This is a genomic window from Actinoplanes sp. NPDC051470, assembly GCF_040682035.1.
Classification (GTDB): Bacteria; Actinomycetota; Actinomycetes; order Mycobacteriales; family Micromonosporaceae; genus Actinoplanes.
In genome coordinates this window covers 105,008-124,707 of record NZ_JBFBAA010000007.1, presented here as the reverse complement: position 1 = coordinate 124,707, position 19,700 = coordinate 105,008, and the positions used below count along the sequence as shown (strand labels likewise).

The 19,700-nt window shown below is 71.2% G+C and carries 20 protein-coding genes and 1 other RNA gene; 11 read left to right on the top strand and 10 right to left on the bottom strand.

The genetic code is table 11. The features are described 5' to 3' along the window. Nucleotides 1-10: 10 nt before the first annotated feature. Complete coding sequence (locus tag AB0M54_RS15125) at nucleotides 11-466, bottom strand: MarR family transcriptional regulator (protein WP_364321107.1); 456 nt, start codon at nucleotides 464-466, stop codon at nucleotides 11-13. A gap of 116 nt (nucleotides 467-582) precedes the next feature. Between AB0M54_RS15125 and AB0M54_RS15120 the strand changes: the two genes are divergently transcribed. From AB0M54_RS15120 to AB0M54_RS15110, 3 genes are all read left to right on the top strand, one after another. Next, nucleotides 583-960, top strand: a complete 378-nt coding sequence (locus tag AB0M54_RS15120) for a VOC family protein (RefSeq protein ID WP_364321111.1) — start codon at nucleotides 583-585, stop codon at nucleotides 958-960. A gap of 47 nt (nucleotides 961-1,007) precedes the next feature. Continuing rightward, complete coding sequence (locus AB0M54_RS15115; RefSeq protein WP_364321113.1) at nucleotides 1,008-1,412, top strand: ester cyclase; 405 nt, start codon at nucleotides 1,008-1,010, stop codon at nucleotides 1,410-1,412. Between the two features lie 80 nt (nucleotides 1,413-1,492). Continuing rightward, nucleotides 1,493-2,068, top strand: coding sequence for a histidine phosphatase family protein (locus AB0M54_RS15110; protein WP_364321116.1), 576 nt, complete (start codon nucleotides 1,493-1,495; stop codon nucleotides 2,066-2,068). On the opposite strand, the gene AB0M54_RS15105 is transcribed toward AB0M54_RS15110, so the two are convergent. From AB0M54_RS15105 to AB0M54_RS15095, 3 genes are all read right to left on the bottom strand, one after another. Next, nucleotides 2,060-2,536 carry a hypothetical protein gene (locus AB0M54_RS15105; RefSeq protein WP_364321119.1) on the bottom strand — a complete coding sequence of 159 codons (477 nt, stop codon included), beginning with the start codon at nucleotides 2,534-2,536 and terminating at the stop codon, nucleotides 2,060-2,062. The genes AB0M54_RS15110 and AB0M54_RS15105 overlap by 9 nt on opposite strands. Next, the gene (locus tag AB0M54_RS15100; protein WP_364471530.1) at nucleotides 2,533-3,705 is read right to left on the bottom strand and encodes a hypothetical protein; all 1,173 of its coding nucleotides are present in this window, start codon (nucleotides 3,703-3,705) and stop codon (nucleotides 2,533-2,535) included. Before AB0M54_RS15100 ends, AB0M54_RS15105 begins: the two co-directional genes overlap by 4 nt. Before the next feature lie 115 nt (nucleotides 3,706-3,820). Next, on the bottom strand, nucleotides 3,821-4,585 hold the full coding sequence (locus AB0M54_RS15095) for a sulfite exporter TauE/SafE family protein (protein WP_364321125.1): 765 nt from the start codon (nucleotides 4,583-4,585) through the stop codon (nucleotides 3,821-3,823). Between the two features lie 46 nt (nucleotides 4,586-4,631). Between AB0M54_RS15095 and rnpB the strand changes: the two genes are divergently transcribed. Together rnpB and AB0M54_RS15085 are read left to right on the top strand one after the other, a co-directional pair. Continuing rightward, an RNA gene (rnpB, locus tag AB0M54_RS15090) (RNase P RNA component class A) lies at nucleotides 4,632-5,045 on the top strand. Between the two features lie 166 nt (nucleotides 5,046-5,211). Beyond that, nucleotides 5,212-5,601, top strand: coding sequence for a hypothetical protein (locus AB0M54_RS15085; protein WP_364471527.1), 390 nt, complete (start codon nucleotides 5,212-5,214; stop codon nucleotides 5,599-5,601). Here the strand turns inward: AB0M54_RS15085 and AB0M54_RS15080 are convergent. Then, complete coding sequence (locus tag AB0M54_RS15080) at nucleotides 5,562-6,245, bottom strand: nucleotidyltransferase domain-containing protein (RefSeq protein WP_364471524.1); 684 nt, start codon at nucleotides 6,243-6,245, stop codon at nucleotides 5,562-5,564. The genes AB0M54_RS15085 and AB0M54_RS15080 overlap by 40 nt on opposite strands. Continuing rightward, a complete protein-coding gene (locus tag AB0M54_RS15075; protein WP_364321313.1) occupies nucleotides 6,238-6,540 on the bottom strand; it encodes a DUF1905 domain-containing protein in 303 nt (100 codons plus the stop codon). Before AB0M54_RS15075 ends, AB0M54_RS15080 begins: the two co-directional genes overlap by 8 nt. Nucleotides 6,541-6,670: 130 nt before the next feature. Between AB0M54_RS15075 and AB0M54_RS15070 the strand changes: the two genes are divergently transcribed. The 3 genes from AB0M54_RS15070 (at nucleotide 6,671) to AB0M54_RS15060 (ending at nucleotide 8,906) form a co-directional block, all read left to right on the top strand. Continuing rightward, complete coding sequence (locus AB0M54_RS15070) at nucleotides 6,671-6,859, top strand: hypothetical protein (protein ID WP_364321137.1); 189 nt, start codon at nucleotides 6,671-6,673, stop codon at nucleotides 6,857-6,859. 70 nt (nucleotides 6,860-6,929) lie between these two features. Then, nucleotides 6,930-7,973, top strand: coding sequence for an SGNH/GDSL hydrolase family protein (locus AB0M54_RS15065; RefSeq protein WP_364471522.1), 1,044 nt, complete (start codon nucleotides 6,930-6,932; stop codon nucleotides 7,971-7,973). A gap of 78 nt (nucleotides 7,974-8,051) precedes the next feature. Next, on the top strand, nucleotides 8,052-8,906 hold the full coding sequence (locus tag AB0M54_RS15060) for a UbiA family prenyltransferase (RefSeq protein WP_364321143.1): 855 nt from the start codon (nucleotides 8,052-8,054) through the stop codon (nucleotides 8,904-8,906). A 6-nt stretch (nucleotides 8,907-8,912) separates the two neighbouring features. On the opposite strand, the gene AB0M54_RS15055 is transcribed toward AB0M54_RS15060, so the two are convergent. Next, a complete protein-coding gene (locus AB0M54_RS15055; protein WP_364471519.1) occupies nucleotides 8,913-9,719 on the bottom strand; it encodes a cyclase family protein in 807 nt (268 codons plus the stop codon). Nucleotides 9,720-9,824: 105 nt separating this feature from the next. Between AB0M54_RS15055 and AB0M54_RS15050 the strand changes: the two genes are divergently transcribed. The 3 genes from AB0M54_RS15050 to AB0M54_RS15040 are packed head-to-tail and all read left to right on the top strand — an operon-like array spanning nucleotide 9,825 to nucleotide 14,151. Further along, a complete protein-coding gene (locus tag AB0M54_RS15050) occupies nucleotides 9,825-12,302 on the top strand; it encodes a M14 family zinc carboxypeptidase (protein ID WP_364471516.1) in 2,478 nt (825 codons plus the stop codon). 10 nt (nucleotides 12,303-12,312) lie between these two features. Continuing rightward, on the top strand, nucleotides 12,313-13,467 hold the full coding sequence (gene lhgO, locus AB0M54_RS15045; protein WP_364321152.1) for an L-2-hydroxyglutarate oxidase: 1,155 nt from the start codon (nucleotides 12,313-12,315) through the stop codon (nucleotides 13,465-13,467). Between the two features lie 36 nt (nucleotides 13,468-13,503). Continuing rightward, nucleotides 13,504-14,151, top strand: a complete 648-nt coding sequence (locus AB0M54_RS15040) for a hypothetical protein (protein WP_364471514.1) — start codon at nucleotides 13,504-13,506, stop codon at nucleotides 14,149-14,151. 37 nt (nucleotides 14,152-14,188) lie between these two features. Here the strand turns inward: AB0M54_RS15040 and AB0M54_RS15035 are convergent, their stop codons facing one another. Genes AB0M54_RS15035 through AB0M54_RS15025 form a run of 3 tightly spaced genes read right to left on the bottom strand, consistent with a single transcriptional unit; the run spans nucleotide 14,189 to nucleotide 19,627 of the window. Next, nucleotides 14,189-15,754 (bottom strand): tetratricopeptide repeat-containing diguanylate cyclase, encoded by a 1,566-nt coding sequence (locus AB0M54_RS15035; protein WP_364321158.1) that lies wholly within the window; start codon nucleotides 15,752-15,754, stop codon nucleotides 14,189-14,191. Beyond that, entirely contained in the window at nucleotides 15,751-16,986 is a 1,236-nt protein-coding gene (locus tag AB0M54_RS15030) for an HDOD domain-containing protein (protein WP_364471511.1), read from the bottom strand. The genes AB0M54_RS15035 and AB0M54_RS15030 overlap by 4 nt, the downstream gene beginning before the upstream one ends. Nucleotides 16,987-17,038: 52 nt before the next feature. Further along, a complete protein-coding gene (locus AB0M54_RS15025; protein ID WP_364471508.1) occupies nucleotides 17,039-19,627 on the bottom strand; it encodes a glycoside hydrolase family 97 catalytic domain-containing protein in 2,589 nt (862 codons plus the stop codon). Between the last annotated feature and the right edge of the window lie 73 nt (nucleotides 19,628-19,700).

Here is a 19,700-nt window from a genome sequence, read left to right as displayed (position 1 = left end):
GTCCCTCGCCTCAGGGGCGCGGCGCCCTCATGTATTCCTCCAGCGACCCGTTGAACCTGGTCAGCGTCGTGGCCAGGGCGGCGCGCTCGTCCGGGGTCCAGCTCCGCAGCACCCGGTCGTAGACGGCGCGGCGGGCCACCCGGACCGCCTCCATCTGCTCCAGGCCGCGGTCGGTGGCCGCGATCACCGTGCCCCGGCCGTCGTTCGGGTCGCGGCGGCGCTCCACCAGGGCGGCGTTCTCCAGGGCGGTGACCTGCCGGGTGACGGTCGAGCCGTCCAGGTTGAGGCGGTCGGCGAGGGCGGACACGTTCAACGGGCCGGCCGACTCCAGATGCCGGAGAATCACGTACGCCGACCGGTCGAGCGCGCGATGCGGCTTCAGATCGGTAGCGCGGCGGGTCGCCTCACCAAGCCGCATCAACATCGCGACCTGCGTTTCGATGGTGCCCAATACGTCGTCAGCCACGAAAGCTTCCTACTACAGCGGTAAGACCAGGATCAAACCAGTCCTGCGTTTTCCGACGCCTTCCTTCACCAAGATCGCCCGTTCGGGGCTTTTCGGTCCTGGGGTAGCGTCGCGGGATGCATCGGAGCCGGTTGTCCACGCTGTTGATCGATGTTCCTGGCGGCGAAGCGGCGGCGGCCGCGGCGTTCTGGGGGGCCGCGCTGGGGGTGCCGGCCACGCCGGTGGCGGGGGAGGAGCAGTACACCTCGCTGGCCGGGGCGTTGCCGCATGTCAGTGTGGCGGTGCAGGCGCTGGAGGACGGCGACGCCCGCTATCACCTGGACATCGAGACCGACGACGTGGACGCCGAGACGGCACGGCTGGTGGGGCTCGGCGCCGTCGAGGTGGGCAGCTGGCAGGGGTGCCGGACGCTGCGCGTACCCGGCGGGCTTCTGATCTGTGTCATTCCGGTGCACAGCACGGATTTTGCGGAGTATGCCCGTACCTGGGCGTAGCGCGTGTCTTCTGGCATGGATGCCGCTCGATCCGGCAAGGTGAGGCCATGCAGCCGAAGGAGATCGCCCGGGCCTGGTTCGAGATGTGCGCACGCGGCGACCGGGAGGCCTTCGCCGAGCTGGCCACCGACGACTACCTGCCGCACGGGCCGGGCGGCACGGGCACCCGCGACGACTTCATCGACTGGCTGCAGTGGTATTCGACGGCCTTCGCCGACCAGGAACCGGTCATGGAGGACGCCATCGAGTCGGGTGACCGGCTGGTGATCCGCTACACCGTCCGCTCCACCTACCGCGGCGGCTACCTGGACCTGCCCGCGGCCGACCAGAAGGTGCACGAGACCGGCATCATCATCTTCCGCCTCACCGGCGGCAAGGTGGCCGAGACCTGGTTCGAAGGCAACGATCTGGAGGTCGCCCAGCAACTCGGCGGCCGGGTGCAGGCGGCCTGAGAGGGCCATACCCGGTGGCATCCGGACAAGATTCATGGGGGTCTGTTGGTTACTCGTGGTGACTTCGCCATACTGACGCGGTGATCGGCAACTGGGAGCGGGTGTTGCTGGCCCGCCACGGCCAGACGGAATGGAACGTGGTCGGGCGCCGGCAGGGGCAGCTCGACGCGCCGCTCACCGCGGTCGGCATCGAGCAGGCCCGCCGGCACGCGGTCACCGCGACCGGCGCCGACCGGGTCTTCACCAGCCCCCAGGGCCGGGCGACGTCCACCGCGCGGCTGATCGCCGAAGCCCTCGACCTGTCCGTGGTGGTGGTCGACGAGCTGGCCGAGATCCACCATGGAACCTTCGCCGGCCTGACCGACACCGAGATCGAGGCCCGCTACCCGGCCGAGTGGTGGGACCGGGCCGAGGACAAGTACGAGTGGCGCTTCCCCGGCGGCGAGAGCTACGCCGACGCCGACCCGCGGGCGTTACGCGCGCTCCAGAAGATCGCGGCCGACCCGGCCCGGCGCCCGCTGATCGTCACCCACGAGATGGTCAGCCGGCTGCTGCTGCGCCACCTGCTCGGCCTGACCCCGCAGGAGGCGCTGCTCCGCCGCCAGCCCCACGAGGTGATCTTCGCGATCGGGCCGGACGGCCTCTCGTCACTGTGAGCCGGTTGATTCCGTGCTGATCCGGGCGGCGTCGCCGACCTTCTCGGTGACCGCCGGAGCGATGTCGGCGACACCGGCGCCGGCCAGCTCGCCGAGCAGCGCCGTCAGCGCCTCGAGCACCTGGCCGAACATGCCGGCCGGCTCCTTCACCTCGACCGTCACCCGGCCGTCCCGGGCGAAGATGACGACCAGGCCGAAGATCACGTCCTTGCTGCGGTAGACCGGCCTGGGCGTACCCGGGCGAAGGTCGATGATCTGGCCGCCGCGGTGCCGGTCCACCAGCGACGTCACCAGCCCGACCGCCGCCGCGGCGCCGAACAGCAGCAGGGTGGTCGTCAGCACCGGCTCGAGACCGCGCATCTCGACCCGCTGCAGCGCCACGTCGTGCTCGGCCGCGGTGCGCCGGGCGAAGTCGACGTCGTCGTTGTCGACGATCAGCATCCGCCGGGTGTCGCGGTCGGGTGTCACGTCGCCTCCTGAGCGGCCGGGGTGGTCAGGGCGAAAGTCCACATCGGTGCGAGGCGTACGCCGTGCCGGCGCGCACGCACGACGGCCGGCCGCGCCCGCTCCCACAGGGTGTCCAGCACCGCCGCGTACGCCCGGCCCAGCCCCAGCGGGTGCCCCGACTCGTCCCCGCCGACCAGGCGTACGGCCGAGTCGCGCAGCGTCGCCCGGCGGTCGAAGCTCGGCGGGTGACTGCCCAGCCGCCGGGCCGACTCGTCGCCGAACTGCAGCAGGCTCGCGGCGCGGTCCATGATGTCCAGCGCGCTGAAGAAGATCTCGAAACCACAGAAGGCGTAGTCGGCGTCGACCTCGATCTTCTCGCGCATGGCCAGGACGCCGAGGTGGACCCCGATGTAGTCCGCCTCGTACTCCTGTTGCCACGCGTAGTCGACCTGCTCGACCGGCACCACTCCGGCCGACCGCAGCCGGGCCGAACCGAGATGACCGCCGATGATGTGGCCGTACTCGTGACCCACGACGAACAACTCGACGGCGTCGCGGAGCAGCGACGTCACAATCTGCTGGCGCCAGCTGCCGAGGAGATACTGCGGGGCGGCGGCCGGGCGGCCGTCGACGAGATAGGCCAGGAGCGTCTCGGTGAACCGGACCACGGCGGTGTCGTCCTCGTCGAGATGCGCCGGCGCCTCGGTCGAGAACCCGAACCAGCCGTCCTCGGCCTCCGTCGCCGGGCAGGCCAGCACGATGGCCTTGCAGATCAGGTTGGCGAAGGTCAGCAACTCGTTCTCGAGCAGCACCAGATGGCCGCCGCCGGGAACGGCGACGGTCATGGCGTTGACCTGGCCGGTCGCCAGGGTCCCGAAGCGCGGCCGGCTGGGCAGGCCGATGTCGTGGTCGGCCAGCACCTTCTCGATGTGCCGGGTCAGAGTGCGCATCATCGCGTACGCGAAAGGGTGTTCGAATTTCGTTGGTCGCATGGCGTAATCGGCGGTGGGGAAGGCCTCGGCCTCGCGGACCTCGGCCGGGGTGAGCGGGCGCCCGAGAGACTGCTCCCATACGGTCACGGCCATTCCGGGCGGAGCGGAAAGGCTCTCGAAGTCGGGCGTGATTCCCAGGCGGGCGTACGTTTCGGCCTGCAGTTGTTCGAGAAACTGATCGGCGAATTCCTCGGACACCCGGCCAGCGTGGCACGGCCCGCCAACCGGGTGACCCTCGTTCGGGTCAGGCGGTGGCCTTTTTTCGGGTCAGGCGAAGGCCCGCACCCCCTTTTTTTGGATCAGGCTTTTTGGATCAGGCGAAGGCCCGCACCAGCAGGATCAGGCCGATTGTCGTGCCGAAGGTGACGATCAGCGCCTTCAGAACCCGGGCCGGGAGGCGGCGGGCGAGGCGTGCTCCGGCGTACCCGCCGACGATTGTCGCCGGAGCGAGAATCAGCACGGCCAGCCAATTGACCGGGCCGAAGATCGCGAACACGACAACGGTGACGGCGCCCACGGTGGCGGACAGGACATTCTTCAGGGCATTGATGCGATTGAGCGTCTCGTCGAGGACCAGGGCGAGCGCCGCGACATACATGACGCCCAGCGCGGCCCCGAAATAACCGCCGTAGACGGCGCCGATGAGGACGACCACCTGCAGGGTGATCGCCCGGCGGCGCGGGCTCAGCGCACGCGGATGCCCGACCAGGCCACGCAGCCGATCCTGGAAGAACAGCGTCGCGGCCGCCCCCAGCACCAGGAACGGAACGATCAACTCGAACGCCCGAGCGGGTGTGAGCAGCAACAACGCACAACCGGCGGCGGAACCCACGACACACGCCGGCAGCACCGCCGGGATGCGCCGGCGTTGCCCGGCCAGATCGTGCCGGCTCCCGAACACGCTCGAGACGTAGCCCGGGAACACCGAGACGGAGTTCGTGACGTTCGCCTCGACCGTCGGCAGACCCGTCACGATCAGACTCGGGAAAGTGATCAGCGACCCGCCGCCGGCGAGCGCGTTCACCCCGCCGGCGAGCAGGCCGGCGAGGAGCAGCAGAAGTACGTGTCCAAGGTCCATGGCAAGGTTGAATCTACGGGCACCGTAGACTGGGCGTCGCGACGGACGAGTCGGCTGGGCGGTCGCGTCGGCATCCTTGACGGATGCCGCCGAGGAACGTCCGGACTCCGCAGAGCAGGGTGGTTGTTAACGGCAACCCGGGGCGACCCGCGGGAAAGTGCCACAGAAAGCAAACCGCCGACGGGGGTTCGCCCCCGCCGGTAAGGGTGAAACGGTGAGGTAAGAGCTCACCAGCATCCCGGGCGACCGGGATGGCTCGGTAAACCCCACCCGGAGCAAGGCCAAGCAAGGCTGCTCACGGCCCACGGGCCGGGGGTGGCCGGCGCAGGCGTTCGAGGGCTGCTCGCCCGAGCCTGCGGGTAGGCCGCAAGAGCCTGTCGGCAACGGCAGGCCGAGATGGATGACCGCCGCGGTGCTCCGGCACCGGTCACAGAATCCGGCGTACAGGCCGACTCGTCCGTCGCCCTCCTGATGGTGGCCCAGCTCATGGTCGTTGAGCTGGGCTTTCGAACGTCAGGACTGGGCTTGCGCCGCAGGCATGCGGGTCGGAACTCAGGGGAAACCCCGGCTGGATCGTCGACACTGAGCGGATTCGTGGGGGCGCCGGGGTTTCTAGCGTCGGCGGTATGAATTTTCGGCTTGCAGTGGTGTTGGGGTTGTTCGGGTTGGTTCGGCCGGTGCTCAGTGTTGTCGGCGCCTTTGACGGTGGGGTATTGGGGAAGCCGGTCGGGCCGATTGTGGTCACCGTGGTCATCTGTGTGGTTCAGGTGGTGGCTGTTGTGGTGGCGCGGGTGGGGAATCCGGTTCTTACGCTGGGCGTGGCCGGGTTTGCTTATGGAGTGTTCGCGATTCTCTTGAACCTGTCTCTGCAGCCGGTTCTTGCCTCGGCCGAAGCTATTCCGTTGCCGGGATACGTGGCTATTCCGGTGTTCAACGCGTTGCTGGGTCTTGTGCTCGGGGTGGTCGCGTTGGGGGTTCAGCGGGTGGTGCGGCGGCTGGGGTCGAAGGAGCGGTGAATCAAGGACAGGTCGTCGCCCCAGGAGTCGAGTAGGTCGGCGTGGCCTTGCGTTCGGGCCAGGCGTTCCACGTCGGGGAAGAGGGACGCCGGGTGGGTTGAAGCTCGTTCGGGCAGGGCGTTCCATGGGTCGCCGAGCGGGAACTTCTCTAGCTCCCAGGACAGATACTTGTTGTACGGCCGCAGCCGGCCGTGCAGCGCGAAGACCGTGGTCAGCAGCCACGGGATGCTTTCCGCCAGGTCGAGGGCGGCCGCGGTGGGGTGGCCGTCGCGTTGGGACTTCGCGGCGCGGTAGAGGAAGTTGACGTAACCGTCGAGGTTGTCGCGGGCCCAGGTTCGCGCCTCGGCGGGGGTGGGCGTGGCCTGCTGGTCGACCAAGGGCTGGACGCCGCCTCGGTCGAGGAGGACACGCGCGCCGCGGAAGGTGTAGCGCTGGTAGGTGTCGCTGGTGTCGGCCAACTGCCGGGGGGTGCGGGAGAACTCGTCGATCACCTTTTCGCGGCGGCGCTCACGGGGGGCGTGGGTGACGACGCACAGGTCGATGTCTGATCGGTCGGTGGCGGTGCCCCGGGCGTGGGAGCCGGTCAGGACGATGCCCACGACCTGGGGGTCGGCGCCGATCTCGGCCACCAGGTGGTCAAACATCGACGGTCTCGACGGTGATCAGGGTGGTGTCGCCGGGGTTGAGCTTCTCGGCCCGGCGGATCGCCTTCTTCACCGGCAGCACGTAGCACCGGCGGGCGGCGTCGGGGAAGATCGACGTACGCCAGTTGCTGCCGCCGATGGCCGCGCGGACCCGCACCGAGCCGAAGCCGCGGGCCAGGCCGCCGACCAGCTCGCGGAGTTCCTCGGACTCGTCCACGGGCAGGCTCACGAAGGTCCAGCTGTCGTCGCGCCGGGCCGCCCAGACCCACAGCTCGGACTCGAACTCCACGATCACGGGCGCCAGCATGCCACGACGGTACGACACTTCGCCGAGCCACCAGCGCCCGCACAGCCGGTGCGACGGAAGCGGGGCAAAGCTCACGTACGGTCCGGGCTTCCCTCGATCCTCGACGTCAGGAGCCGCAGTGTCCGACGAGCCGGTCCGCTTCGACCTGCACCTCAAGCCCGGAGCCCTGGACGCCTATTCGAGGGAGCAGGTGCTCGCCTCGCCGGTCCGGTGGAGTCTGGGCGGCGACGTCCTGATGACCGGCATGGTCCAGGACTTCTGGCTCGAGGACGACGGGAAGATCACGCTGATCGTCGAGGGGCTGTAGGCCGCGGGGCTCCTGAACCGCACCGGGAGTGTGCTCAATCCGCTCCCGCTCGCGTTCGATAACGAAGGGCATGAACACGTTGCGTCTGGCCCTGGCGTCCGTCGTCGCTCTGTCCGTGGTCGGCGGCGCCGGCGCGTGTGCCGTGGCCCTGCCCGGTGCGACGCCGGCGGTCGCGGCGACCGTGGCGGAGGCCGGCCCGGAGACGGTGCCGGCGGCGGAGAGCGGCCTGGAGACGCAGCCGGTGGCGGAGGACGGCTCGGGGCCGGTGCGGATCATGCCGCTCGGTGACTCGATCACGTACGGGATCGGGTCGGTGCGGATGGGGTCGTACCGCGTCGCACTGCAGCAGCGGCTCCGTGCCGCCGGCGTGGACGTCGACTTCGTGGGGTCGCAGTCGTCCGGCGCCGAGGCCGGCGTCGACCGGGACAACGAAGGGCACTCGGGCTGGCGGATCCGGCAGATCGCCGCGGAGGCCGACGGGTGGATGGCGACCTATCGGCCCGACATCGTGCTGCTGCACATCGGGACGAATGACATGCGCAGCGCCGCGGAGGCGGTCGGCGCGGCGGATCGGCTGAGCCTGCTCATCGGCCAGCTGCTGGCCGCGTCGCCGGACGTGCGGGTGCTGGTGGCGAAGGTCGTCGGGTCGAACGACGAGACCGCCCGCCGGATGTACTCGAAGCAGATCGACGCCTACAACGCGCGGATCCCGGCCGTGGTCGCGAGCAAGGGGGAGCGGGTGGGCCTGGTCGACCAGACCGGCGTCGACGGGACCGACCTGCTGGACCGGCTGCACCCGAACGAGTTCGGCTACCAGAAGATGGCCTGGACCTGGTACCGCGCGCTGCAGCCGCTGCTGAACGTCGGCGGCGCGCCGTGGCCGATGACGGATGACCCGTTCCGGGCGACAACGAAGTACATCCGCCTGTTCGGCCCGGCCGGCACCGAAGGGCGCTGGTGGTACCTGCGCCCGGTCACGGTCGAGCGCGGCGGCCGGAAGGCGGAGTCGAAGCAGTGGCAGACGCGGCGCACGGTGACCGAGAAGTACCGGGTCAAGATCAACGGCAAGGTCGCTCTGCGTACGCGCACCGTGATCCGCTGGTCGGCCACGTAGCGGGCTCCCTCGCCAGGGGGAGGCGGTTCGCGCTCGCGCGGGATCACGCGGCCGCCGGAAATTCCTAGCGTTCAGGGCATGGTGGCACTGGCTCGGACGGCAGCGAGAATCCGGACGGCAGCGATGATCCGGCTGGCCCGGCCGTGGTTCTGGCCGCTGGGCTGGGGCGGGGCCTTTCTCGGGTCGGTGCTGGCCGGTGGGCAGCTCCTGCCGCCGGGCCGGGCCGTGCTGCTGGCCGTGCTGCTGGGTCCGCTGGTGTGGACGACCGTGCTGGCCCAGAACGACCTGTACGACCTGCCCAGCGACCGGGTCAATCCGCGCAAGGCCACAGCGCCGCTGGTCACCGGGCAGCTCAGCCCGGACCTGCTGCGGCGCTGGCACCGGGGGAGTGCCGCCGCCACGCTGGTCGTGGCGGCGGCACTGGGGCCGGTCTTCCTGGCCGGTGCGGTCGTGGTGCTCGGGCTGGGGTGGGCCTACAGCGCGCCGCCGCTGCGGCTCAAGGCGCGGCCGGGCTTCGACGTGGCCGTGAACGCGCTGGTCGTCGGGGTGCTGGCGCCGGCCGCGGGATGGGCGCTGCATCGGCCCGTCACGGCGTACCCGATGATCTGGGTGATCTTGGGGTTGTTGCTCGCGGCGGCGCTCTATCTGCCGACCACGGTGCTCGACGAGGGCGCCGATCGCGCGGCGGGGCTGATCACGTCGGCGGTGCGGTGGGGCGCGGAGCGGTGCTATCGGGCGGGGCTGGTGATGTGGGTGGTGGCCACCGCGCTGTGGCTGAGCTACCACCCGGTGGCGTTCCAGTGGGGGATGGCGCCGGTCGTGGTGGTGGCCTACGCGATTCTCGCGCGCACGCCGACGATCCCGCGCATGGCCGGCGTGGTGGCCGTCTTCGCCCTGCCGGCGGCCGAGTTCCTCCTGAGTGTCACCGCGTAGAAGGGCTCACCAGGTCGCGAAGATGCGGGCCTGGCCGCCGGAGCCCTGCTCGTAGGGGATCAGGCCGACCACGATGGTCGCGCCGGCCGGCGGCATGCGGTCGAGGTGGGCGAGGTTCTCCAGGCCGTAGCGGTCGGCGCCGAGGAGCGCGAGGTGTACGTCGAACGTCTCCGACGGCGCCGGATCGATGCTCAGCGTGTCCACGCCCAGCGACCGGATCCGGCGCCGGCGCAGCAGCCACTCGCACGCCTCCACCGAGAAGCCGGGGAAGTGCGAGCGGTACGCCGAGGCGTCGCCGGCCTTGGCGGCCCAGCCGGAGTACATCAGCACCGCCGCGCCGTCGGGGATGCGGCCGTGGCGCCGCTCGTACCGCTGAAGGTCGTCGACGGTGACCATCGTGTCGGGCTCACGCGCCGCACGGGCCGCGATGTCCACCACGACCGCGGGGGTGATCAGCTCGGCCAGGCGCAGCTCGGTCGAGAGGCGCCCGCCGGGAATGAAGTGCCCGGGCGCGTCGACGTGCGTGCCGGTGTGCTCGATGATCCGCCACTCCTGCATGTAGTAGCCGTCGTCCTCGATCGTCGCGTACGTCTCCCGCCGCGGCGCCTCGTCCGGCTCGAACGCGGGGAAGGAGGTGGTGTACGGGTGCGTGAGGTCCTGGAGGTGACGGCCGAGCACCGGGTGACCGGTGGAGGCGGACGCGGGGCCGGCGGAGGCGCCGAGCGCGGCGGTGGTCACGGCCGCGGCCGCCCCGATCACGGCGGCACGGCGCGTGAGCTGCGAACGCTTCTCGGTGCACATGGCACCGAGCATCCCATTAGGGTGCCGTGCGGCTCAAGAACCTCCGGGGTCCGCCGATGAGGCTGCGAGCGGCGACAACCACTTAAATTCATGATGGTGATTGCGTAGGGTCACCTCGTGGATCTCAAGCGCACCTTCACCGGCTTCGCTGCCGCACTGCTGATGACGGGCCTGCTCGGTAACCCCGCGCCGGCCGCACCGGACGACAGTCCCTCCACTCGCGACTTCGGCAACGGGCCGGAGCGCAACTCGGTCGCCGCGGAGATTCCGCCGATCGGGCAATCCGCGTCCACGTTCAAGATCGCTACGGGTACGACGGGTTACCCCCGCCAGAACGTGCTGCGCGTCTACCCGGAGAACCCCGCCGACAAGTCGATCAAGCTCGGGCTCGTGCCGTACCACGGGATCGCGCCGAAGCTGAACGCGTTGCAGCAGGCCTCGAACCGGGTGTCGGCCGAGGTGATCGGGCACTCCGCCCTGGGCCGCGACCTCTACCTGGTCACCGTGACCGCGCCCGAGACGGCCGCCCAGGCCCGGAAGCAGGACCGGTGGCGGGCGCTGATCGAGGACGATCCGCGTCAGGCGAACCGGGACGCGGCGCTGAAGCTGGGTTACAAGACCCCGGTCTGGATCAACGCGAACATCCACGGTGACGAGTGGGAGGGCACCGACGGGGCGCTGCGGGTGATCGAGCGGCTGGCCGGCGCGACCGACCCGGCCACGGCGGCGCTGCTCGCGCGTACCCGCGTGTATGTGACCGTGACCAACAACCCGGACGGTCGCATCGCCGGGACCCGGGTCAACGGCGCCGGTTTCGACATCAACCGCGACCACGCGACCGGGTCGCAGCCCGAGTCCCGGGCGGTGCGCGACGTGGTGATCGGGACGCAGCCGTTCGTGATGCTGGACGAGCACGGCTACACCGGCACCACGCTGATCGAACCGGCCACGCCGCCGCACGGCCAGAACTACGAGTACGACCTGTACATCAAGCACGCGCTGCCGAACGCGCTCGGCATGGAGGCGGCGATCCAGCGGCTCGGCCACCCGGAGACCGCGCGGGCGGACATCCCGTTCCGTGACTACGCGCCCGGCGACTGGGACGACTGGCCGCCGATCTTCACCCCGATGTACGGGATCTACCAGGGCGCGGTCGGCCACACCGTGGAGATTCCGCTACAGGTCAACCGGGGCGTCTACGACTCGCTGCCGGTCGAGGAGCTGCGCCGCCGCTCGGCGGTCAACACCGACGTGGCCTCGGCGACCATCACCGCGGCGATCTCGTACGCCGATGTGCACCGACGATCTCTGCTGGAGGGCCAGATCGAGCAGTTCCGGCGGGGCTGGGCGGGCGAGCCGTCGCCGGAGATCCCGGACGGTTTTGTCGAGGGCTTCGGCCCGGAGGACCGCTACTCGACGACCTTCCCGCGCGCGTACGTGATCCCGGACAGCGGCCCGGCCGCGGCCCGGCTGGTCGACCACCTGATCGCCAACGACGTGCGGGTGACCCGGGCGACGCACGCCTTCACGCTCACCGGCCGCTCCTACCCGCGCGGCACCTACCTCGTCGACATGCGCCAGCCGAAGCGTGGCCTGGCCAACGTGCTGCTCGAGGCCGGTCGCGACATCTCCCAGCTGGTGCCGCAGATGTACGACATCTCGGGCTGGAGCCACCGCCTGCTCTGGGGCGCGCCGGTCGACATCAGCCGCGCAGCCGCCCCGCGCGTGTCCACCCGTCCGGTGGTCGCCGCCGGTCCCGCCGGTCACGTGCCGTCGGGAGGTAGGGACCTCCTGCTGACCCTCCGGGACGGCAGCGACGTGCGGGCGCTCAACACGTTGCTCGATCTCGGGGTGGCGGTGCGGCAGACCACCGCGGCCACCGTGCTGGTACCGGCCGCGGCGCGCGACGCGGCCTCGTTGGTGGCCGACCGCTTCGGGGTACGGTTCACCGCCGCGCCCCGGTCCGCGACCGGCACCCCGCTGACCAGGCCCACGATCGCGGCCGCGGTCTCGGCCGACGAGTTGTTCGTGCTGCGGGACATGGGATTCCAGCCGCGCGTGGTCTCCACGGCGCGGCTCAACGCCGGCGCCGATCTGTCCGACGTGGACACCCTGGTCGTCTCGTCCGGGCTGTCCTACGCCGGGCTCAACGCGACCGGCCGGGCCGAGGTCGACGAGTTGCTGGCCCGCGGCGGCGTGGTCACCCGCGGCTCGACCGGCGCCGCGTTCAACGCCGCGGCCGGGCTGCTCCCGGCGACCGCGGTGGCCGCCCGGAGCGACGCCAACGGGGTGGTCGCGGTGGACAACACCGGGCCCGTGGTGGGCGCCGGCTCGCCGCCGCACTCGTTCGTCTACTCGCCGCTGTGGTTCACCGGCACCGGGTTCACCGTCGAGCAGCGGTACGCCTCGACCCCGCTCGTGGCCGGCCACTGGCTGCCGTCCTCGACCGAGGCGGCCGGGCGGGCGGCGGTGATCAGCGGGCCGACCGCGCGGGGCGGCCGGGCCGTCCTGTTCGGCACCGAGCCGCTGTTCCGGGCCCACCCCAAGGGCCTGTACGCCCCGTTCGCCCGGGCCCTGTACTGGACCGCGGGGTAGGTTCGCCGGTATGGACGCCGATCTTGTGGTGGTCGGCGCCGGCATCGTCGGGCTGGCCGTCGCGCGCGAGGTTCAGCGCCGGCGGCCGGCCGACACCATCGTCGTGCTCGACCGGGCCGACCGGGTGGCCGCCCACCAGACCGGCCACAACTCCGGCGTGATCCACGGCGGGATCTACTACCCGCCGGGGTCGCTGAAGGCGCGGCTGTGCGTGCGCGGCGCCCGGATGATGTACGAGTACTGCGCCGAGCACGACATCCCGCACGTCCGCTGCGGCAAGCTGATCGTGGCCACCTCGGCCGACGAGATCCCGCGCCTGGCCGCCCTCTTCGATCGAGGCGTGGCCAACCGGGTGCCCTCGCTCCGGCGGATCGGGGCGGCGGAGCTCACCGAGCTCGAACCGGCTGTACGCGGCGTGGCCGCCCTGCACGCGCCGGACACCGGGATCGCCGACTTCGCCGCCGTGGCCCGGTCGATCGCGGCGTCCCTGCCCGACGTGCGCCTCGGCGTCGACGTGACCCGGGTCGGCCCGGACGGGGTCGTCGACCATCGCGGCGGCTCCCTCCGCGCCCGCCGGGTGGTGGTCTGCGCCGGCCTCTGGTCCGACCGGCTGGGCGCGGCCGGTGGAACCCGGGTCATCCCGTTCCGGGGCGCCTACCTGCGGCTGCGGGAACCGTTCACCCGGCACATGATCTATCCGGTGCCCGACCCGCGGCTGCCGTTCCTCGGCGTGCACGTGACACCGCACGTGGACGGCCACACGATGCTGGGCCCGACCGCGCTGCTGGCGCCGGCCCGTGACGCGTACACCCTGGCCCGCTGGCGCCCCCGGGACGTCTGGCTGACCGCGACCTGGCCCGGCACCTGGCGGCTGGCCCGGCGGTTCTGGCGGACCGGCCTGCACGAGATGAGGATGGCCGTGGACAAGCGGGCGTTCGTCCGCGAGGCGGCCCGGTACGTGCCGTCGCTGTCCGTCGGCGACCTCGACGGCACGGTTCACGCCGGGGTGCGGGCGCAGCTGCTGGGCCGCGACGGCGCGCTGGTCGACGACTTCATGATCGACCGGATTGGTGTCGTCACCCACCTGCGGAATGCCCCGTCACCGGCGGCGACGTCGGCTTTCGCCCTCGCCGGGAAGATCGCCGACGGAATTCTCGAGCCCTGAGTGCACAGAACCGGGCGCTGGTGCATTTCAAGAGACGTGACCAACGAGAATCATGACTCCCACGAGCTCGGCGAGGCCCTGGAGTCGGCCGAGCACGCCAAGACCCGTCGCCGCCGCCTGATCCAGGCCGCGGGAGGCGCCGTGCTCGGCGCCGCGGTCATCACCGGCGCATTCTCGATCCCCGGCCTGCTCCGCGCCGACGACGCGGCCGCGGCCAGTTCCGGCGGGGTCGCCGTCGTGCAGGCCGGCGCCCCGGCCGCCGGCCCTAGCCCGGCCGCGAAGCCGGGCGCCACGGAGGACGCGTCGCGGCCGAACGCCGGCCCGGGCGTCTCCGACCAGGAGGAGAAGGCGCTCGACAAGTACTTCGCCTCCGGCTACGACCTGGGCGAGGGCAAGAAGCTCCAGAAGCTCTGGAAGATGCAGGACAAGGAGCTCATCCAGGTCAAGGCGATCGCCGGGCAGAAGCTGCTCGACGGCGAGAAGCTCCCGGTCAAGCCGGGCTACGTCGTGCCGGCCGACCAGCCGGTCAAGGACAAGCAGGTCGACGCCTTCTTCAAGGAGGGCTACGACTACGACGACGCCGCCCAGCTGGCCAAGCTGTGGAAGCTGCCCAGCCCCTACGACGCCAAGGTCGCCGGCGGCAAGAAGATCCTGGCCGGCGAGACCCTGCCGATCAAGCCCTGATCAACGGTGCCACCGCGGCCGTGACCGCGTCGTGCCGTCAGTCGGCGACGACGCGGTTGCGGCCCTGGTGCTTGGCGGCGTAGAGGTTGCGGTCGGCGCGGGACAGGATCGCTGACGACGGCAACTGACCGTCGAACACGGTGGTGATGCCGATGCTCGCGGTCACCGGCAGCGTGCCCGTGATCGTCGACCACGGGTAATCGGCGATCCGCCGGCGCAGCGCCTCACAGCGACGTTCCGCCTCGTCCGCCTCGGTCGCCGGGAAGATCAGCACGAACTCCTCGCCGCCCATCCGGGCCGCGATCTCCCCGCCGCCGGCCGCCTCGGCCATCAACAACTGGCCGAGGTGCTGGAGCACGGAGTCGCCGGTGCTGTGCGAGAGCGTGTCGTTGATCCGCTTGAAGTGGTCGAGGTCGATCAGCGCCAGCGACAACGGAGTGCCGTCGAAGGCCACCTCGCCGAGCAGCGCCGGCATCCGCTCGTTGACGTACCGGCGGTTGTAGAGGCCGGTCAGCGCGTCCCGGTGGGCCATCTCGCGGAAGTGCTCGCCGACCCGGCGGGCCTCCTCGGCGTCGTACACCGCCTGCAGCGCGTGGGCCCGGGCCTCCCGGGCCAGCGAGGACAGCGCGTTCATCTCGGTGTGGAACTCGCGGTGCTCCTCGTACGCCTTCTCGAACTGGCCGGTCGCGGCGTACAGGGCGGCCTGCTCCTCACGGGCCAGGGCCCGGATCCGGTGCAGGCTCCGCTCGTCGGCCAGCGTCAGGACGCCGTTGAGCGCCTCCTGGGCCTCGGCGTAGCGGCCGGCCAGCCGGTAGGCCAGCGCCAGCGAGTGCAGGCAGATGGCGATCGCGTCGCCCTCGTTGCCGACCACCGAGGACGACGGGTCGAGGACCGCGTTCAGGGTGGCGATGGCGGCGTCGTGATCGCCGATCATCATCTCGATGCGGGCGATCGTGTCGATCTGGCCGGCGCTGAACGAGAACGCGCTCTTCGCCTCGATGTCGCGCATGCGCTGCACCAGGGCCAGCGCGGACTCTTCGTTCTCCCGTTCGTACTCGGTGTAGGCCATGCTGTTCAGGATCTGCACGGTCTGCTCGATGTCGCCGGCCGCCGTGGCCAGGTCGAGCGCCTCCTGGAACCGGCGGTCGCCCTCGGCGTGGTGCCCGTTCTCGTCGACCGCGATGGCCATCCGCACCACGTGCCGGGCCATGATGTGCGGCGGCACGTCGTCGGGCAGCTTCGAGACGCACTCGACGCCGTGGGTGTGCGCGGACTCCAGGTCGCCGATCAGGCGGTAGAACATGCTGAGTTCCTGATGCGCCCGGGCGGTCAGGTACGCGTGGCCGTTCTGCTGCGCCCAGGCCAGCACCTGGTGCGCCTCGCGGCCACTCTGCTCGATCTTGCCCTCGCGCAGCCCGACGCTGATCACGAGCAGCCGGGCACGCTGGGCGATCTCGGACTCGCCGAGCTCCTCGGCCCGGCGGCGGATCTCGGTGGCCGGTTCGACGATCGTCCGCAGGGCCGACACCGGCCGGGCCTCGAGCTCGGCGACGCTCTCCAGCAGCGTCGCGCGCTCGTCGCGGAGCAGGGCCGGGGCGGTCACAGCGCCGCTCCCAGCGTCATCGTCGACCAGCGCATCGCGGCCATCACGCTGCCCACCAGGTCGTCGCCGCGGTACGCGGTGGCGGCCTCGGTCAGGTCGCCGTGCTCGTACGCGCTGACCACCCGCAGCACCTGGCCGAGCGGGCCGGCGCCGCGGGCCAGCGCGGTGCCGATCTCGAGGCTCAGCGGCAGCTCGTGGGCGAGCGCGGACGGGGAGGTGCCGAGCAACTGGGCCACGGCCGAGATCAGGCCGGCCATGAACGCCGCGTCCGGGCTCACCGTGAACGAGGGTGCGATGTTCTCGCAGAGCCGGGCTCTGGTCAGGGCGTCGGCCATCTGGGCCGGGGTGGCGTCGGCCGCCTCCTCGACGGCCATCAGCATCGCCCACCGGCGTACCTGGGCCAGACCCACCAGGACCACCGCCTGCCGCACCGAGGACACCCGGCCCGGGATGCCGACGGCGGCCGAGTTGGTGGCACGGAGCAGCCGCAGCGTCAGGGCCGGGTCGGCGGCGATGATCTCGAGCACGTGGTCGAGGTCGCCGTCGACGGTGCTGAGCGCGCCGAGCAGTTGCAGGCTGTGCATCCGGGACGGGGTCAGCGCGGTCGCGGTGAGCACCTGCGGGCGGCTGAGCACGTAGCCCTGGCGCAGCTCGATGCCGTACCGGTTGGTCAGCGCCAGCTGCTCGCCGGTCTCCAGGCCCTCGGCGACCAGCACGATGCCCGGGTAGGCCCGGCAGCGGCGGACCACCTCGGCGAGGTCGCCGGGCTTGGACTGCAGAAGATCGAGTTTGACGTACGAGGCCAGCGGGAGCAGCCGCTCGTGCGCCGTGCCGAGCTCGAAGTCGTCGAGCGCGATCCGGTAGCCGGCCTCGGCGAGCGCGGTCACGCCGGCCACCACCTCGTCGTCCACGGTGATGCTCTCGAGCACCTCGAGCACTACGCCCTCCGGGCCGAACGGGAGGGTGAGCTCGCCGATCAGGAACTCACGGGTCACGTTGATGAAGCAGGTGCGGTCGCCGACCACCGCGTCCACCCCGAACTCGGCGAACGCGTTCAGGATGACCTGGCTGGTGGCGTAGGCGTCCCGGCGTCCGGCGTCGATCGCGTCCATCCGGCCGCGGAAGAGCAACTCGTACGCCACGACATCACCGGCCGCATCGAAGATGGGCTGGCGAGCCACGTGCACCAGGCGGGTGCCGGGGCTGAGCGCGGGAACGGGCGGGGGGATCACGAAGCGTCAGATCGACCTGTCCGGCCGGGTCCTGAGGATTTGGACGGGTGTTTTACCGGCAAGCAAGGCGTGCGGCGGCCCAGTCGGCGTGGTCGTAGTTCTTGTTGTCGCCGCCGTCGGTGACCCGCAGGGTCAGCTGCCGGACGCCGGTCACGTCGGCCGTGACCGGGAAGCCCGGGTCGGTGCCCCGCAGCACGCCGGTGCTCGCCAGCGGGCGGCCGTCACCGAGAACCTCGAAGCTCACCGAGCCGGGCGAGGTCACCTCGTCGTCCACGCCGACGGTCGCGGCGAACGACGTGCAGGCGCCACCCAGCCAGACCGCCACCTCGGCCGGCGCGTGAGTGCCGAGTCCCTTGGGATAGGTGGTGCCGCGGAGCGAGATCGGACCACCGTCGCCCGGGGCGCTCTCGCCGTTGGCGCGGTCGCGTTCGATCGGGCCCCAGCCATTCGACTCGTTGAGGAACGCCAGGTCGCTCACCCACGTGTCGCCGGTCGGGGCGGGCGGCGGGATGAACAGGCGGACGGCCTGCTCGACGTGCACGGTCTCGCCATGCCAGGTGTAGGTGGCCACGATCGGCAGGTCGACGTCACCGGTGACGCCGGTGGGCGCGGTCAGGTCCCATTCACCCTCGACAGACTCGCCGCCGCGGAGACGGGCCTGGGTGACGGGCGCGTGGTCGATGGGCGCGAGTCGTACGTCGGTGATCGGGCCGCCGGCCGGAAGGGTGAACGTCGCTTTCACATGAACCGTGTCGCCGGGCTGAACCTCGGCCGAGGGCGGGTCGACGGTCAGGACCGTCGCCGGCACCGGCTCGATCGCCCGGTCGCAGGTCGCCGATCCGGTGTACGGGCAGAGCGCGGTCACGAAGCCGCCGTTGGTGGCGACCGGCACCGCCAGCGTGTCGGTCCTCCGCACGATCCGGCTCTCCCGGACCAGGCCGTGGCCGCCGTCCCGCAGCGTCTCGGCCAGCCAGCGGCCGGTGCCCAGGAAGTCGAGGCCGGTCGTCCAGGTGTGCGCGGGCGTCGCCGTGATCCCGCCGATCCACCAGCGTTTCCCGTCCCGCCGGGCCACCACCGCCTCGGTGCCCGGGGCGCCGGCGAGCAGCCGCGTCTCGTCCCACACCGTCGGGATCTGGCTGAGCGTGCGCAACGCCTCCGGATGGGCCTCGTACGTCTCGGGCTTGTCGGCCAGGTGCTGCCAGCCCGACTCGTAGACCACGGCCAGCGCCACCTCATGGGCATCGGTCGTGTCCCGGTCGGTGACCGCCCAGGTGACCGGCGTGTAGTCCATGCCACCGGTGACGTTGCGGGTGAACGGGAAGATCGTGTTGGTCGCCGCGCGGGTGCGGAACTGCTCGGCGCCGCGGACCGCCTCGAGGGTCATCACATGCGGCCAGGTGCGCTGGATGCCGCGCGGGATGGTGGCGCCGTGGAAGTTCACCATCAGCTTCTGTGCGGCCGTGGCGGGCAGGATCTGGTCGTACCACTGGAACCGGGCCTGACTGTCCGAGTCCATGAAGTCGATCTTCACGCCGGCCACGCCCCACGACTTCACCAGCGGGAGCATGGTGTCGCGTTCCTGCTCGGTGTCGAACGCGCTCCAGTGGAACCACAGCAGCACGTCGACGCCACGGGCCCGGGCGTAGCGGACCACCTCGGGCACCCAGGACGCGTTCCAGCCCTCGTCGATCAGCACGTAGGGCCAGCGGTTGCGCGCGGCGAAGTCGATGTACTGCTTCTGGCGCACCGGGTCGGCCGGGCTGGAGTGCTCGGACAGCCAGGACCACGCGACGACGCCCGGGCGTACCCAGGAGGTGTCGTCGATCTTCGATTTCGGCGCCAGGTCGTCGGTGAGCGTGCTCGCGGTCACGGTGGCCAGGTCGCCGACGACGGCGACGCGCCACGGGGTGCTCAGCGGGCCGGTCGCGGTGATCGCCGGGTCGGCCAGCCTGATGGTGTACGCCCCGCCGTCCGCAGCCCCGCCACCACCCAACGCCGGACTGAAGGCAGAGCTGCTTGCGTGGGTCAGCCGGGCGCCGTCGTAACGGCCGTCCACGTCCGACTCGCTGAGCATGGCGTAGGTGCCGCCGATCCGGAACAGCGACGGGAAGCCGTAGTCGCCGGCCGGCGCGGCGCCCGCCGTGGTCTGGATCCGGGTCTCCTCGTAGTTCGGGGAGTACGGCAGCAGCCAGGCCGCCGCTTCCGGGGGGATCGCCCAGGAGCTTGCTTCGGCCGTGACGGTGGCGCCGTCCGGGAGGACGTACCGATAGGCCGCGCCCTCGGCCGAGACCCGCACGACCACCTGGAGCCGCGCGCCACCGGCGCCGGTGAAGTCGAAGGTGGACTCACGCAGGGCGGTGTTCCGCTTGAGCTGCTTGCCGGTGGTCATCGTGTACTGCTCACGGACCGTGCGGCTGGTGCGCCCGGTGAAGGTCAGGCCGCCGCTGAGGTCGGCCGCGGTCGTCCGGATCCCGATCGGGGCCGGCGACAAGGGGCCCACGCCGAAACTCAGCCGGCCGCCGTCGAGGGTGAGCCGCGCGGTCATCGCGTCCTGGGCCACGGTCCATTCCTGCGCCGCCGGCGCCGCCGGAGCACCCGGTGCGAGCGAGAGGACAAGGGCGGCGGTCAGCAGAACATGCACAGAAGCTCCCAACGATGAACGTCGATGAACATCTGCGACGCTATGCGACCGCCGCCCTCATTTCTAGTGACCT